We start from the raw sequence: 15,673 nt of genomic DNA, 5'->3' as shown, positions 1-15,673 counted from the left end.
ACCAGGCCATCATGGCCGGAGCCCTTCGAGGAAAGCGTCGAGCGCCGCGCCGATTGCGCCCACCATGTAGCCGCCTTCCTGCACGACCACGGTAGGCAGGCCCAGCGCACGCACGCGCGCCCCGGCCAGGCGGAAGGCGTCCATGTCGAACTTCAGCACGCTGATCGGATCGTCCCGGTAGGTGTCGAAGCCCAGCGGCAGCACCAGGGCCTGGGGCGCGAAGCGCTCGATGGCGGCGGTGGCCGCGTCCAGGGCCTGCGCGAATTCGGCGTTGCCGCTGCCGTGCGCCAGCGGCAGGTTCAGGTTGCAGCCTTCGCCTTCTCCCGTGCCGCGCTCGTGCGCGTAGCCCGTGTACCAGGGGTAGTAGCTGGCGGGATCGGCGTGGGTGGAAATGGTGAGCACGTCGCCCCGTGCATAGAAGATCTGCTGCGTGCCGTCGCCGTGGTGCGCGTCGATGTCGAGCACGGCCACGCGTGCATGCGTCTGGCGCAGCGTGGCAGCGGCGATGGCGCTGTTGTTCACGTAGCAGAAGCCGGCCGCGCGCGCACGCTGCGCATGGTGCCCCGAAGGCCGGCACAGCGCATAGGCCACACCGCCCGCGTCGCGCACCGTCTCGGCTGCGGCCAGCGCCGCGTGGGCCGACCGCAGCACCGAGCGCCAGGTGTGCGGGCCGATCGGGCAGGACAGATCGCCCACGTACCAGCCTGTCTGCGCCAGCATGGCGGGCGAGGGGCAGGCGCCCTCGCGCGGGCCATGCGGCGACATGTTGGGCAGGACCTCGATGCCGGGCTGCAGGCCGAAGGACTCGATCTGCTGCCAGCGCTCGAACGCCGTCTCCAGATAGTCGAGGTAGTCGGGCGCGTGAACGAGTTCCAGCGCCTCGCGGCCGGCCTCGGGCGGCGCGGTGACGGTGATGCCGCGCGCGGCCAGCGTGCCCATCAGCGCCTCTGCGCGCGTGGGCAGATCGGCCGGCTTGCAGATGCGGCCCACGCGCATGTACTGCTGCGGGTCGTGCAGCAGTTGGTCGTCGGAGAAGAAGGCTTTCATGGCTGGACTTCCATTTCGGCGTCGAAGCGGTCCATCGCGCGCGTGAAGCGCGCGAACAGGTCGGCCATCTCTTCCGCGGTGATGATGAGCGGCGGGCACAGGCCGATGCTGTCGCCCATGGCGCGCACGATGAGGCCTTCTTCCAGCGCCAGCGCGGCGAAGCGGTAGCCGGCCTTGCGGTCGGCCGCGAACGGCGTGCGCGCGGCCTTGTCGGCCATCAGTTCGATGGCGCCGATCAGGCCCACGCCGCGCACGTTGCCGACCCAGGGCCGGCCCGCGAAGGAGCGGATGCCGGCCTGGAACGCCGGGGCCAGGTCCCGCACATGGTCGATCAACCTTTCGTCCTCGTACACCTGCAGCGTCTCCAGCGCGACGGCGCAGGCCACCGGGTGGCCCGAGTAGGTGTAGCCATGGCCGAAGCTGCCCAGCCTGCCGCTGTGTGCGGCGATGGCGCCGTGCACCTTGTCGTTCACCATCACGGCCGAGATCGGCACATAGCCCGAGGAGAGCGCCTTGGCGCAGCACAGGATGTCGGGCTGCAGGCCGAGGGTGGTGGATCCGAACATGTTGCCGGTGCGGCCGAAGCCGCAGATCACCTCGTCGGCGATCAGCAGCACGTCGTACTTGCGCAGCACTGCCTGCACCTTCTCGAAGTAGCCGGCCGGCGGCACCAGCACACCGCCGGCGCCCATCACCGGTTCGGCGATGAAGGCTGCCACGGTGTCTGGGCCTTCGGCCAGGATGCGCTCTTCGAGCTGGCGGGCCAGGCGGGTGGAGAAGTCCTGTTCGCATTCCCCATCGTGCGCGTAGCGGTAGTGGTGCGGGCAGTCCACGTGCAGAAAGCGCGCGGCCGGCGCGGTGGCGATGGGCAGGTCGAAGTCACGGTGGTTGCCGTCCAGCCCGCCCAGGCTGGCTGCGGCCACGGTCACGCCGTGGTAGGCGTTGCGCCGCGCGATGATCTTTTTCTTGGCCGGCTTGCCGATGGCGTTGTGGTAGTACCAGACCATCTTGACCGCGCTGTCGTTGGCCTCCGAACCCGAGTTGGCGAAGAACACGCGGGCCATGGGCACGGGTGCCAGCGCCAACAGCTTTTCGGCCAGGTCGGCCACGGCCACGTTGGTGCGCTGGTTGAACGTGTGGTAGTAGGGCAGGGTCTGCAGTGCCCTGGCGCCCGCGGCCGCCAGGCGCTGGTTGGAGAAGCCCAGCGAGGCGCACCACAGGCCGGACATGGCCTCGACGTAGCGCTTGCCCTGGTCGTCGACGACGTGGATGCCGTCGCCGCCCACGATCACGAGCGGCGGCGTCTGCGGCAGCGCGGCCAGGTTGGTGTAGGAGTGCAGGTGGGTGGCGACGTCTTTGGCGCCGGTGCTCATCGTGTCTTTGGCCATGGGGGCTCCTCGGTGGTTCGGACGCTCAGGCGATCGCGGAAAGCTGAGCCAGGTGGTCTTGCGTCAGCCGCGCGATGGTCTCGGGACCGGTGCGCGTGGCGATGTGCGGGGTGACGGTGATGCGCGGGTGGTGCCAGAAGGGGTGCGCGGCGGGCAGCGGCTCTTCGACGAAGGCGTCCAGTACGGCCGAGGCGATCTGCCCGCTCTCCAGCGCGGCGAGCAGGTCGTCCTGCACAAGGTGCGCGCCGCGCCCTGCGTTGACGAGGTGGGCGCCGCGCGGCAGCTGGGCGAACAGCCCGGCGTTCAGGATGCCGCGCGTGCCCTCGTTCAGCGGCAGCAGGCAGACCAGCGTGTCGCAACCCGCGAGGAACGCTTCGCGCCCCGCGTCGCCGTGGAAGACCTGCACCCCCTCGGGCAGCCCGCTTTTGGGGCTGCGGCTCCAGCCGCGCACCGCGTAGCCGATGGCCGCCAGGGCGCGTGCGGCCGACTGGCCCAGAACGCCCAGCCCGGCGATGCCCACGCGGTGGCGTCCCGGCGGCACCACGAGGGCTTCCTGCCAGGTGGCGCGGCGCTGGCTGTCCAGGTAGCCGGCCATGTGGCGCTGGCCATGGACCACGGCCCAGGCCACGTAGGCGTTCATGCCCGCCGCCATCTCGGCATCGACGATGCGGCAGATCGGCACGCCGGGCAGCTCCGGGTCGCGCGTGATGTGGTCGGTGCCCGCGCCCACCGACTGGATCAGCCGCAGCCGCGGCATGCGGGCGAGCAGGCCGAGCGGAGGCGACCAGCAGACCGCCACGTCTATGTCGGCGAGCGCATCGGGCGACTGCATCTCGGTGTCGAAGCGGTGCAGCGTGGCGTGCGGAAAGCGCTCGGAGAAGGCCGGGCACAGGTAGTCCATGGCAATCTGGTCGGAGACCAGGGCGATGTTCAGGCGCATGTCGTTCAGTCGCATGTGCGGGCCACCTCCGCTGCGGCCGACAGTCGGGGCTGCGCCTCGATCAGCGTGCGCGTGTAGGCATGCCGCGGATCGGCCAGCACCTTGGCCGTCTCGCCGTACTCGACGATCTCGCCGCGCTGCATCACGGCGAGGTGGTCGCACATCTCGCCGGCCACGCGCAGGTCGTGGGTGATGAAGACCATCGCCAGCTGGAAGCGCTCGCGCACCTCGGCGAACAGCTTGAGCACCTGGGCCTGCACCGATACGTCGAGCGCGGAAACGGGCTCGTCGGCCACGAGCAGCTGGGGCTCCATGGCCAGTGCCCGTGCGATGCCGATGCGCTGGCGCTGCCCGCCGGAGAATTCATGCGGGAAGCGGTCGGCCGCGTCGGCCTTGAGCCCCACGAGCTCCAGCAGCTGCATGGCGCGGGCCATGGCCTCTTGCTTGGAGAGGCCCTGGGCGATGGGGCCCTGCGCAATGGCCGCGCCGATGCGGTGGCGCGGGTTCAGCGAGGCATAGGGGTCCTGGAAGACCATCTGGATCTTGCCCTGCGTCTGCTGGCGGAACTGTGCGCCTGACTGCAGCGTGCGGCCCCGGAACAGGATGCGCCCGCTGTCGAACGGCGCCAGGCCGACGATGCAGCGGCCCACGGTGGACTTGCCCGAGCCGGATTCGCCCACCAGTCCCAGCGTCTCCCCGCGCCGCAGGTCGAACGACAGTCCCTTGGCCGCCTCCACGCGCCGGCCCTTCTTGAACAGCCCGCCCCCGGTCACGTAGGTCTTGCGCAGGTCCTGCACCTGCAATACGTGCTCGACCGCCCGCGCCTCGGACGGCTGGCGCACCTGTCCATTCGGGATGGCCGCAATCAGCTTGCGCGTGTAGGCGTGCTGCGGCCGGGCCAGCACGGCGGCGGCGGGGCCGGCCTCGACGACCTGGCCGGTCTGCATCACGACGACCTGGTCCGCGATCTCGGATACCACGCCGAAGTCGTGCGTGATGAACAGCACCGCCGTTCCTTTGCGCTGCTGGAGTTCGCGGATGAGCTTCAGGATCTGCGCCTGGGTAGTCACGTCCAGCGCGGTGGTGGGCTCGTCGCAGATCAGCAGGGCCGGCTCCAGCGCCAGCGCACAGGCGATCATCACCCGCTGGCGCTGGCCCCCCGAGAGGCGGAAGGGGTAGCTGTCGATCAGCACCTCGGGCTCGGGCAGGCCCACGTCGGCCAGCGCCGCGAGGATGCGCTGACGCTTCTCCGCCGCCGGCAGGCTCACGTGCGCATCGAACACCTCGGCGATCTGGTCGCCGATGCGCATGACCGGGTTCAGCGCCGTCATCGGCTCCTGGAAAACCATGCCCATGCGCCGGCCGCGCAGCGTGCGCAGCTGCGACTCTGTCAGCTGCAGCAGGTCGTGGCCGTCGAACAGGATCTTGCCGGCTACGGGCTCCACATGCGGCCGCGGCAGCAGGCCCATGATGGCGTTGGCGATCATGGATTTGCCCGAGCCCGATTCGCCGACCACGCAGAGCGTCTGGCCCGGCAGCAGCTGCAGCGAGGCGCCTTGCACGGCGAGCGGGCGGTCGGCGCCCCGGGGCAGGCGGATGTCCAGGCCCTGGATGTCCAGCACCGGCAGTTCGATCTTTTCCATCTTCATTTTCCTCTCCCGTCGGCGCGCGCGTTCAGGCCGTCGTTCAGGCCTTCGCCCACCAGGTTCAGTGCCAGCACCGTGAGCAGGATGGCGATGCCCGGAAACACGGCCATCCACCAGGCCTGGCGCAGCACCGTGCGTGCCGAGCCGACCATGTAGCCCCAGCTCATCTGGTTCGGGTCGCCCAGGCCCAGGAAGCTCAGGGACGATTCCAGCAGGATGGCCGTGGCCACCATCAGCGAGGCCATGACCACGATGGGCGAGGCCGCGTTCGGCAGGATCTGGGTGAGGATGATGCGCGGCGTCGACTGGCCCGCCAGCTGCGCGGCGGCCACGAAGTCGCGCTGGCGCAGCGTGAGGAATTCGCTGCGCACCAGCCGCGCCACCGGCGGCCACGAAACGACCGCGATGGCCGTGACGATGGAGGCCACCGAGGGCTCGAAGATGGCCACCAGCACGATGGCCAGTGCGAAGCTCGGCACGGCCTGGAACAGTTCGGTGAAGCGCATCAGCGTGGCGTCCACCCAGCCGCCGAAATAGCCTGCGATGGCGCCGATGGATACGCCAATCAGCAGCGACACCACGGTGGACACCACGCCGATCAGCAGCGACACGCGAGCCCCGGCGACGATGCCGGCGAAGATGTCGCGGCCCATGGTGTCGGTGCCCAGCGGCAGGCCCGCCTCGGTGCCCGGATGCGCGAACGGCATGCCGACCATGTCCCAGGGACTGTTCTGCGCGATGAAAGGCCCCAGCGCGGTGACCAGACCGACCAGCATCAGCACGACGAGGCCGAAGACGGCGCCCTTGTTGCGGCAAAAGCGCCGCCAGAAACTGCTTTTCATGGGGGTTGCTCCTCAGCCCAGTTCGATGCGGGGATCGACCAGCGTGTAGACGAAGTCGGTGATCAGGTTGAACAGCACGGCCATGGCCGCGGTGAACAGGAAGCAGCCCAGCAGCAGGTTGTAGTCGCGCTGCAGCAGGGCGTCGAACATGAGCCGGCCGATGCCGGGCCAGGCGAATACGGTCTCGGTCAGCACGGCGCCGCCGATCATTCCGCCGGCCTGGATGCCGGCCAGCGTGACCACGGGCAGCAGCGCATTGCGCAGGATGTGCTTGCGCTGGATCCGGCCCGGATGCACGCCCTTGGCACGCGCGGTCTTCACGAAGTCCATCTGCGCCACCTCCAGCATCGAGGCCCGCGTCATGCGGGCGTAGACTGCCATGTAGAACAGCGCCAGCGTCAGCGCGGGCAGCACCAGGTGCTTGGCGATGTCCAGCGCCTTGGCCATGCCCGAGAGGTTGGCGCCCACCGTGAAGAAGCCGAAGGCCGGCAGCAGGTCGAACTGGACGGTGAACAGCAGCACGGCCATCATCGCGAGCCAGTAGAGCGGCGTGGCGTAGAAGACCAGCGCCACGACGGTGATGACGCTGTCCTGCCATTGGCCCGCGTTGCGGCTGGCCAGCGCGCCCAGCACGATGCCGAACAGCAGCGACAGCCCGAAGGCGGTGCCGGTGAGCAGCAGCGTGGCGGGCAGGCGCTCCAGGATCAGGTCGGCTACCGGTTGCTGCTGGCGGTACGAGTAGCCCAGGTCCAGCTTCGCGATGTGGCCGAGGTAGCGGCCCAGTTGCACGGGCAGCGGCTGGTCCAGACCGAACTGCGTGCGCAGCTGGGCCACGAATTGCGGATCTGACGCGCCGGCCTCGCCCGCCATGATCGAGGCGGGGTCGCCCGGCGCAGCGCGGACCAGCAGAAAGTTGGCGGTGGCGATCACCAACAGGGCGAGGAGGCCCTGCAGGATGCGCGCGGACATGAACTGGAGTCGTTTCATCGCAAGCTCGGGTTCGGGCATGCGGCGGCCCGGGCTGGCGGCCCACCGCATGCGTTGAGGGGAGGGTCAGGCCGGCCGGTTCACACCACTTTGACGCGGCCCAGGCTGTCGTTCAGGCCGATGCCGGAACTCACGATGTTCTGGATCTTGTTGCGGTAGAGCGTGGGGAAGTTGATCTCGTGCAGCCAGGCCACGGGCACATCGTCGACGAGGAGTTTCTGCACCTCCAGGTAGATGGCGCGGCGTTTGGCCGGATCGCTTTCCGCGGCGCCGGCGGCGAACAGCTCGTCGGCCTTGGGGTTCGAGTAGCCGGCCACGTTGTTGTAGGGCGATCCCTTCGCGATGTTGCTGCTGGTGTAGTTGCGGGCCACGCCCAGGGCCGGGTCCCCGTACTGGTAGACGTAGGTGAAGGCCAGATCGAAGTCCCACTCGTTGCAGCGCTGGTTCCAGCCGGCTACGTCGGTGGCGACCATCTCGATCTTGACGCCTGCCTGCGTGAGGTTCTGCCGCACGATTTCCGCCTGGCGCTGCCAGGACTCCCCGTAGGGCAGGGGCAGCAGGCGGATGGTCTCGCCCTTGTAGCCGGCCTCGGCGAGCAGCTTCTTGGCACGGGCGATGTCGCGCGGGTACTTGGTGACGTCGTCGCTGGCGTAGGCGATGTGGCTGTTGAACGGGCCCGTCGCCGGCTTGGCGAAGCCGTACCAGGCGATCTTGGCCATGGCGTCGCGATCGATCGCGGTCCAGATGGCCTGGCGGAACTTCACGTTGTCCATCGGCTTGCTGCGGTTGTTCATCCACAGCCAGCTCTGCGGCGCGAAGAACTCCCAGCCCTTGGTGGTGACGGCCGCGCCGGGCAGCTTGGAGAGTCGTCCGACGTCGAAATATTCCACCGTGCCGCCCGGCGCGATGTCGACCTTGCCGGACTCGAAGGCCGCAGCGCGCGCGGCGGCGTCCGGGATCACGTGGAAGTACACGCTCTCGACGGTCACGACGCCGGGCTGGTGGTAGTTCTCGTTGGCCACCAGGTGGATGTAGGAGCCCTTGGCCCATTCCTTGAACTTGAGCGGCCCGGTGCCGATGGGGTTGGCGTTGGCCGGGTTGGTGAGGAAGTCCGTGCCTTCGTAGAGGTGCTTGGGCACCATCGGCATGGTGCCGTTCTCGAACAGGCCAAGGAAAGGGCCGAAGGGCTGCTTGAGCTTGAATTCCACCGTGAGCGGGTCCAGCGCCTTGACCGATTCCAGCTGCGACAGGTTGGCACGGAAGCGCGCATGCGTCTTGCGCAGGAACACGTCGCACGAGAACACCACGTCATCGGCCGTGAAGGGCTTGCCGTCGTGCCATTTCACCCCCGGCTTGAGCTTGAAGACGTAGGTCTTGCTGTCCGGGCTCACCGTCCAGGAGGTGGCCAGCTGCGGTTGGGGCTGCAGCTTCTCGTCGTAGCGCAGCAGGCCTTCGTAGATGTTGCCGGAAATCAGCTGCGTGGGCCCGTTCTGCACGATGCCGATCATGAGACCGGGCGGCTCGGGCTGCACCAGCACGTTGACCACGCCTTTCCTGGCCTGGGCCAGGCTGTGCAGGGGCACTCCGGCGATGGAGAGGCCGAGGGCTGCGGGAACTGCTTGGATCAGGTGGCGGCGTTTCATCGTGGCGGACCTTTCATGGGGGAAGTGGGGCGTTGGACTCAATCGCAGAAGGAGGCCGCGCTGGGCGGCTCCAGGCGCTGCAGCAGCGCGCGCCATTCGCGGGCGTACGGATCGGTGGGCTGGGCGGCGAGACGGTTGGTGTCGCCGCTTTCGTACTGGCGCGCTGTCAGTTCGCACACTGGCTCTGGCACGGGGTTCACGGCCTGCCCGGTGCTCTGGATGGCCACCTGCACGCGGCAGGCGCGCTCCAGGTTGTGCATGAGGATGAAGGCTTCGGCCACGCTGCGGCCCAGTGTCACCAGCCCGTGGTTGCGCAGGATCAGCGCGCGCGACGTGGGGCCGAGATCGGCGACCAGGCGCTCCCGCTCTTCCAGATCCAGCGCGATGCCCTCGAACGCGTGGTAGGTGACACGGTTGTGGAACTGCAGCGCCCACTGATTGCAGGGCTGCAGACCACCGGCCAGCGACGACACCGCCACCCCGGCCACGGTGTGGGTATGCAGCACGCAGGCCGCGTCGTGCCGTGCGGCGTGCACGGCGCTGTGGATGGTGAATCCGGCCGGGTTCACATCGTGTTCCCCGGGTTCGACGAGACGGCCTTCCAGATCGATCTTCACGAGCGAGGAGGCCGCGATGTCGCGGAACAACATGCCGAAGGGGTTGATCAGGAACTGGTCCTCGGTGCCCGGCACCCGCGCGGAAATGTGGGTGTAGATGCTGTCGTCCATGCCGTACAGGGCCACCAGACGGTAGGCCGCCGCCAGATCACGGCGCACCTGGCGCTCCGCGTGAGAGATGGGGGCGCAGTGCCGGTGTGCGGCCTGCGGGGTGCTGCGCTCTGCTGTTTCCAAGGGAACCTCCTGAAGGGGGTCGACATGACTGACGCATCGATCTGTCGTCTGTCGACAGGCGACATAATGCAACTCGCATGCCAACCCCTCCATGGGTAAAAACCCGGCAGCAGCGCTGGGCGAGGGGCGCGCAGCGGGCCGACTTGGTGCATGCGGTGTGTGGGAGGTGAATCACGCACGCCAAGTGGGTGCGGTACCCGGAAGCGTCAGGTTCTGAGCTGGTGGATGTCGGGACGTACGCCCTCCGGCGTATTTCGATAGTGACGGGCCATCCCTAGGATGCGTCCATGCGTCAGACGCCGCTCACGCCAAGCGCTCGACGGATGCCATCAACCACCCACTGGAGTACCTGCCCCATGCAACGTCGTTTCACCCTCAAGGCCCTCACCGCCGCCGTGGCGCTGGCCAGCGCCGGCATCACCGCCCAGGCGGCCGACACCATCAAGGTCGGCGTGCTGCACAGCCTGTCGGGCACCATGGCCATCTCCGAGACCGTGCTGAAAGACACGGTGCTGATGGCCATCGACGACATCAACGCCAAGGGCGGCGTGCTCGGCAAGAAGCTCGAACCCGTGGTGGTGGACCCGGCCTCCAACTGGCCGCTGTTCGCCGAGAAGACCAAGCAGCTGCTGGGCCAGGACAAGGTCTCGGTCATCTTCGGCTGCTGGACCAGCGTGAGCCGCAAGTCGGTGCTGCCGGTGGTCGAGGAAATGAATGGCCTCATGTTCTACCCCGTGCAGTACGAGGGCGAGGAGCTGTCCAAGAACGTGTTCTACACGGGCGCCGCGCCCAACCAGCAGGCCATTCCCGCCGTCGACTACCTGATGAGCAAGGACGGCGGCGGTGCCAAGCGCTGGGTGCTGCTGGGCACCGACTATGTCTACCCCCGCACCACCAACAAGATCCTGCGCGCCTACCTGAAATCGAAGGGCGTGAAGGATTCCGACATCGACGAGAAGTACACCCCGTTCGGCCACTCTGACTACCAGACCATCGTGGCCGACATCAAGAAGTTCAGCCAGGGCGGCAAGACGGCGGTGGTCTCCACCATCAACGGCGACTCCAACGTGCCCTTCTACAAGGAACTGGGCAACGCCGGCCTGAAGGCCAAGGATGTGCCGGTCGTCGCCTTCAGCGTGGGCGAGGAAGAGCTGCGCGGCGTGGACACCAAGCCCCTGGTCGGCCACCTGGCGGCATGGAACTACTTCATGTCGATCAAGAACCCCACCAACACGGCCTTCATCAAGCAGTGGAGCGACTACGCCAAGGCCAAGAACATTCCCGGCCACAAGGACAAGCCGCTGACCAACGACCCGATGGAGGCCACCTGGATCGGCGTGCACATGTGGGCGCAGGCTGTGGAGAAGGCCAAGACCACCGACGTGGACAAGGTGATCGCCGCCATGGCGGGCCAGACCTTCCAGGCGCCCAGCGGCATCGTCAGCAAGATGGACGAGAAGAACCACCACCTGCACAAGAGCGTGTTCATTGGCGAGATCAAGGCCGACGGCCAGTTCAACGTGGTGTGGAAGACGCCCGGCCCGGTCAAGGCCAAGCCGTGGAGCCCGTACATCGAGGGCAACGACAAGAAGAAAGACGAACCCGAAAAAAAGTGACACCCCCCTGAGGCGCTGCGCGCCTTCACCCCCTCTCTCACGCTTCGTGTGGGAGGGGGCGAGGGCTGCGGCTCCAGGCCCGCCTGCGCGGGCCTGGACAGCCCGAGCGCCTCGGGCCTCCGGCCCGGGGCTGCTCGACGCCAGCGGCCCGGCGAAGCCGGTTCCGCGGCGTCTGCTGGTCTGGGGTTAGGGCCAGTGCTCTGCTTCTTTCGACGTTCCGCTTTGGGTTCTTCTCCATGCTTTTCTCAAGCTTTCAACGCCTTGTCGCCTGCCTGCTGCTGTGCGCCGCAGCGCAGGCGCATGCGCTCACGGCTGAGGCTGCGCGGGCCATGGCTGCGGGCGATACCGATGAGCGCATCGCGGCGCTGCAGCAGGCCATCGCCACGCCGGACGAGGCCACGGTGGCGTTCATCCGCGCCATGGCGGACGACGCGGTCAAGATTGCGGGCGGCAAGGCCATCGTCGTCAAGGACGACAAGGGGCTGGACCCCGTGACGGGCTCGGAAGTGCCCGTGCCGGCCGACGCCGAGGACATCGTCAACAACAACCGCATGCGGGGTGAATTCGACGCGGCGCTGGCTTCGCTGCAGCTGCTGTCTGCCGACGTGGCCGAGCGCCGCGCGGCCATCGACGCGCTGAAGGAAGAGACCGACGAGGCCCGCCTGCCGCTCATCGAGAAGGCGCTGGCGGCCGAGCAGGACCCCGGTTTGAAGCGGCGGCTGGAAGCCATCCGCGCGCGCATGCAGATCGGCAGCGGCGATCCCGCCCGCCGGCTGGAGGCGGCGAACCAGCTGGCCGAAAGCGGCAACCCCGCCACGCGCACCGTGCTGCTGGAGCAGCTGCGCAACGAACAAGATCCCCAGGCCCGGGCCGCCATGCAGGCCGCACTCAAGCGCGTGGAAGACCGCCTGCAGTGGGGCGAGCGCCTGGCCGCGCTGTTTTCGGGCATCAGCCTGGGCTCCATCCTGCTGCTGGTGGCGCTGGGCCTGGCCATTACCTACGGGCTGATGGGCGTGATCAACATGGCGCATGGCGAGCTGATGATGATCGGCGCCTATGCCACCTATGTGATGCAGGGTCTGTTCCAGAAGTACCTGCCGGGCGCGTTCGACTGGTACCTGGTCGCGGCCGTGCCGGTGGCCTTCTGCGCATCGGCGCTGATGGGTGCGGTGCTGGAGCGCGGCGTGATCCGCTTCCTCTACGGCCGGCCGCTGGAAACCCTGCTGGCCACCTGGGGCATCAGCCTGATGCTGCAGCAGCTGGTGCGCACCGTGTTCGGTGCGCAGAACGTGGGCGTGGAAAACCCCGCCTGGATGAGCGGCGGCGTGCAGCTGATGGACAACCTGCAGCTGCCCTGGAACCGCCTGGTCATCGTCGCCTTCGCTTTCGCCGTGCTGGCGGGCGTGGCGTTCCTCATCAGCAAGACGCGCCTGGGCCTCTTCGTGCGCGGCGTTACGCAGAACCGGCCCATCGCCTCATGCATGGGCGTGAACACGGCGCGTGTCGATACCTACGCCTTCGCGCTGGGCTCGGGCATCGCGGGCCTGGCCGGCTGCGCGCTGAGCCAGGTCGGCAACGTGGGGCCGGACCTGGGCCAGAGCTACATCGTGGACGCCTTCATGGTGGTGGTGCTGGGCGGCGTGGGCCAGCTGGCCGGCACCGTGTATGCGGCGCTGGGCCTGGGCGTGCTGAACAAGTTCCTGGAAGGCTGGACGGGCGCCGTGCTAGCCAAGATCGCCGTGCTGGTGTTCATCATCATCTTCATCCAGAAGCGGCCGCAGGGCATCTTCGCGGTCAAGGGGCGTGCTGCTGATTGAGCGGATCGAGACAGAACATGACGACGACTACGCCTTCCTCCTCCATCCAACTGCCTGCACCTGCACCGCTGCTCACTTGCGGCGGCTGGTCGGCTTTCATCGTGGCGCTCATCGTGGTGTGCGCCGTGGCCCCGGTCCTCAATCTGTGGGTGCCCGCCGGCAGCCCGCTGCACCTCTCCGACTACGCCGTGGCGCTGCTCGGCAAGATCATGTGCTATGCCATCTGCGCGCTGGCCATGGATCTGATCTGGGGCTACACCGGCATCCTGAGCCTGGGCCACGGCCTCTTTTTCGCACTGGGCGGCTATGTGATGGGCATGTACCTCATGCGCCAGATCGGCCGCGACGGCAACTACCAGAGCGAGCTGCCCGACTTCATGGTGTTCCTGGACTGGAAGGAGCTGCCCTGGCACTGGGCGCTGTCGGACAGCTTCTTCGCCACGCTCATCCTCGTCGTGGCGGTGCCGGGCATCGTGGCCTTCGTGTTCGGCTACTTCGCCTTCCGCTCGCGCATCAAGGGCGTGTACTTCTCCATCATCACGCAGGCCATGACGTATGCGGCCATGCTGCTTTTCTTCCGCAACGAGACGGGCTTTGGCGGCAACAACGGCTTCACCGACTTCAAGCGCATCCTGGGCCAACCGATTGCCACTCCGACCATGCGCATGCTGCTCTTCGTGCTGACCGGGCTGGCGCTGCTGGGCTTCTTCCTGCTGGGCCGCTGGCTGGTGCGCAGCAAGTTCGGCCGCGTGCTGCAGGCCGTGCGCGACGCGGAAACGCGCGTCATGTTCTCGGGCTATTCGCCGCTGCCCTACAAGCTCACCATCTGGACCATCAGCGCCATGATGTGCGGCGTGGCCGGCGCGCTCTACGTGCCGCAGGTGGGCATCATCAACCCGGGCGAGATGAGCGCGGCCAACTCCATCGAGATCGCGGTCTGGGCCGCGGTGGGCGGGCGTGCCACGCTGATCGGGCCCATCGTGGGCGCCTTCATCGTCAACGGCGCCAAGAGCTGGCTCACCGTGACGGCGCCGGAGTTCTGGCTGTACTTCCTGGGCGCGCTGTTCATCGCCGTGACCCTGTTCCTGCCCAACGGCGTGGTCGGCCTGCTGCGCCGGCCCAGGAAGGCCGCGACCGCCGCAGCCGCCGCCCAACACGCCACTACCGCCAACACCGCCGGCCTGCGCAAAGAGGAGGGCGCGGCACCATGACCCCCGACCTGATGGAAGAAGGCGTGCGCCGCGTGGGCGGCGCAGAGGCCCCGGCCCCGCAGGGCCAGACCGCATCCGGCGGCCGCGCGGCGGGCTTCTCGCGCGTGGCGGTGCCCGGCGAGGTGGACGTGACGCACGGCCGCATCCTGTACCTGGAAGACGTGCATGTGAGCTTCGACGGCTTCAAGGCCATCAACGGCCTGAACCTCGACATCGCGCCCGGCGAGCTGCGCTGCATCATTGGCCCGAACGGCGCGGGCAAGACCACGATGATGGACATCATCACCGGCAAGACCCGGCCCGACCGGGGCACGGTGTTCTTCGGCAGCACCATCGACCTGCTGCGCCACAACGAGCCGCAGATCGCCGCCCTGGGCATCGGCCGCAAGTTCCAGAAGCCCACGGTGTTCGAGCAGCTGACGGTGTTCGAGAACCTCGAACTCGCATTGAAGACGCACAAGGGCGTGGCCTCGTCGATGTTCTTCAGGCTCGACTCGGCGCAGTCGGACCGCCTGGCCGAGGTATTGCGCACGATCCACCTGGCGCACCAGCCCGCGCGGCCGGCGGGCGAGCTGAGCCACGGCCAGAAGCAGTGGCTGGAGATCGGCATGCTGCTGATGCAGGACCCGAAGCTGCTGCTCCTCGATGAGCCGGTGGCGGGCATGACCGATGACGAGACGGCCCGCACGGCCGAGCTGTTCCTTTCCCTGAAGGGCCAGCATTCGCTGATGGTGGTGGAGCACGACATGTCGTTCATCCGGACGATTTCGGAGAAGGTGACGGTGCTGTGTGATGGGGCGGTGTTGGCGGAGGGGACGTTGGATGAGGTGCAGGGGGATGAACGGGTGATTGAGGTTTATCTGGGGCGGTGATGTATTTCGGGGCGCTCTTTGGGGTTCTCGCTGCGTCTTTCCTTCCCGGGGCCGGGATTTCGTCTTGGCGGGCGAATGACCTTCTTGCGCGTTGCGCAGGAATGTGGGGTCAACCAGAACCGTTCGGGCTGAGCTTGTCTAAACCTTGGCGTGTTGCGGAGGCGGTGCTGGCGGGTGCTGGGCCTTTGCTTTCCGGGGCCGGGATTTCGCCCCGGCGGGCGAGTAACTTTCTTTCGTYTCGCCGAAAGAAAGTCACCAAAGAAAGGGCGACCCTGCTGTGCGTGTCCCTTCGCTGCGCTACGGGCAACCTGCGATGCTCGCGCGTGAAGGGCTGCCNTCGCCGAAAGAAAGTCACCAAAGAAAGGGCGACCCTGCTGTGCGTGTCCCTTCGCTGCGCTACGGGCAACCTGCGATGCTCGCGCGTGAAGGGCTGCCGCAGAACTCACTACGCGCTTTCAGCGCTCCGTTCAGACAACTGCGGCAAGTCAGAGCTTGMAGCATGCGTGTCCTKCGGCACGCATGCGCCCTTCACGCGCTGCGCTTCTCGGCACGCACAGAAGGGAACCCGAACGCCCCGATCCGGGCCGTCGCTGCGCTCGGCCTGGAGCGCAGCGCGCAGCGCGCGCGTTGGGGGCCGAGCGCAGCGATGGCCCGAGTCGTCCCCCACTCCCTTCTGTGCGTGCCGAGAAGCRCAGGGCGGCGGGTGCGTGCGTGTGCCGAAGGACACACGCACTTCGTGCTCTGACTTGCCGCAGTTGTCTGAACGGAGCGCACGCAGTGCGCGCAGTGAGTTCTGCGGCAGCACCCGCCGAC

The 15,673-nt window shown here is 67.8% G+C and carries 12 protein-coding genes; 4 read left to right on the top strand and 8 right to left on the bottom strand.

Translation table 11 applies throughout. The features are described from left to right. Positions 1–9 precede the first annotated feature (9 nt). The 8 genes from ASF94_RS11955 to ASF94_RS11920 all read right to left on the bottom strand — a co-directional run bounded on the left by ASF94_RS11955 (position 10) and on the right by ASF94_RS11920 (position 9,344). Positions 10–1,047, bottom strand: coding sequence for a histone deacetylase family protein (locus ASF94_RS11955; protein ID WP_056666327.1), 1,038 nt, complete (start codon positions 1,045–1,047; stop codon positions 10–12). Further along, on the bottom strand, positions 1,044–2,435 hold the full coding sequence (locus tag ASF94_RS11950; protein WP_056666326.1) for an aminotransferase: 1,392 nt from the start codon (positions 2,433–2,435) through the stop codon (positions 1,044–1,046). The genes ASF94_RS11955 and ASF94_RS11950 overlap by 4 nt, the downstream gene beginning before the upstream one ends. A 25-nt stretch (positions 2,436–2,460) precedes the next feature. Next, positions 2,461–3,390 (bottom strand): glyoxylate/hydroxypyruvate reductase A, encoded by a 930-nt coding sequence (locus ASF94_RS11945; RefSeq protein ID WP_056666323.1) that lies wholly within the window; start codon positions 3,388–3,390, stop codon positions 2,461–2,463. Next, on the bottom strand, positions 3,381–5,018 hold the full coding sequence (locus ASF94_RS11940; RefSeq protein ID WP_056666320.1) for an ABC transporter ATP-binding protein: 1,638 nt from the start codon (positions 5,016–5,018) through the stop codon (positions 3,381–3,383). The genes ASF94_RS11945 and ASF94_RS11940 overlap by 10 nt, the downstream gene beginning before the upstream one ends. Before the next feature lie 2 nt (positions 5,019–5,020). After that, entirely contained in the window at positions 5,021–5,863 is an 843-nt protein-coding gene (locus ASF94_RS11935) for an ABC transporter permease (protein WP_056666318.1), read from the bottom strand. 12 nt (positions 5,864–5,875) lie between these two features. After that, on the bottom strand, positions 5,876–6,850 hold the full coding sequence (locus ASF94_RS11930) for an ABC transporter permease (protein WP_056667207.1): 975 nt from the start codon (positions 6,848–6,850) through the stop codon (positions 5,876–5,878). Between the two features lie 80 nt (positions 6,851–6,930). Further along, the gene (locus ASF94_RS11925) at positions 6,931–8,493 is read right to left on the bottom strand and encodes an ABC transporter substrate-binding protein (RefSeq protein ID WP_056666317.1); all 1,563 of its coding nucleotides are present in this window, start codon (positions 8,491–8,493) and stop codon (positions 6,931–6,933) included. A 38-nt stretch (positions 8,494–8,531) separates the two neighbouring features. Further along, positions 8,532–9,344 carry a class II aldolase/adducin family protein gene (locus tag ASF94_RS11920; RefSeq protein WP_056666314.1) on the bottom strand — a complete coding sequence of 271 codons (813 nt, stop codon included), beginning with the start codon at positions 9,342–9,344 and terminating at the stop codon, positions 8,532–8,534. A gap of 356 nt (positions 9,345–9,700) precedes the next feature. On the opposite strand from ASF94_RS11920, the gene urtA reads away from it, so the two are divergent. The 4 genes from urtA to urtD all read left to right on the top strand — a co-directional run bounded on the left by urtA (position 9,701) and on the right by urtD (position 14,860). After that, positions 9,701–10,960, top strand: coding sequence for an urea ABC transporter substrate-binding protein (gene urtA / locus ASF94_RS11915; protein ID WP_056666311.1), 1,260 nt, complete (start codon positions 9,701–9,703; stop codon positions 10,958–10,960). A gap of 236 nt (positions 10,961–11,196) precedes the next feature. Further along, positions 11,197–12,777: an urea ABC transporter permease subunit UrtB gene (gene urtB / locus ASF94_RS11910; protein WP_056666309.1), complete on the top strand. Its 1,581-nt coding sequence runs from the start codon at positions 11,197–11,199 to the stop codon at positions 12,775–12,777. A 17-nt stretch (positions 12,778–12,794) separates the two neighbouring features. Next, the gene (urtC, locus tag ASF94_RS11905) at positions 12,795–13,988 is read left to right on the top strand and encodes an urea ABC transporter permease subunit UrtC (protein WP_056666306.1); all 1,194 of its coding nucleotides are present in this window, start codon (positions 12,795–12,797) and stop codon (positions 13,986–13,988) included. Beyond that, positions 13,985–14,860: an urea ABC transporter ATP-binding protein UrtD gene (gene urtD, locus ASF94_RS11900; RefSeq protein ID WP_056666303.1), complete on the top strand. Its 876-nt coding sequence runs from the start codon at positions 13,985–13,987 to the stop codon at positions 14,858–14,860. The genes urtC and urtD overlap by 4 nt, the downstream gene beginning before the upstream one ends. Positions 14,861–15,673: the final 813 nt, after the last annotated feature.

Source organism: Acidovorax sp. Leaf160 (assembly GCF_001424265.1).
Lineage (GTDB): Bacteria > Pseudomonadota > Gammaproteobacteria > Burkholderiales > Burkholderiaceae_C > Paracidovorax.
This window is presented reverse-complemented; position numbering and strand designations above follow the sequence as displayed.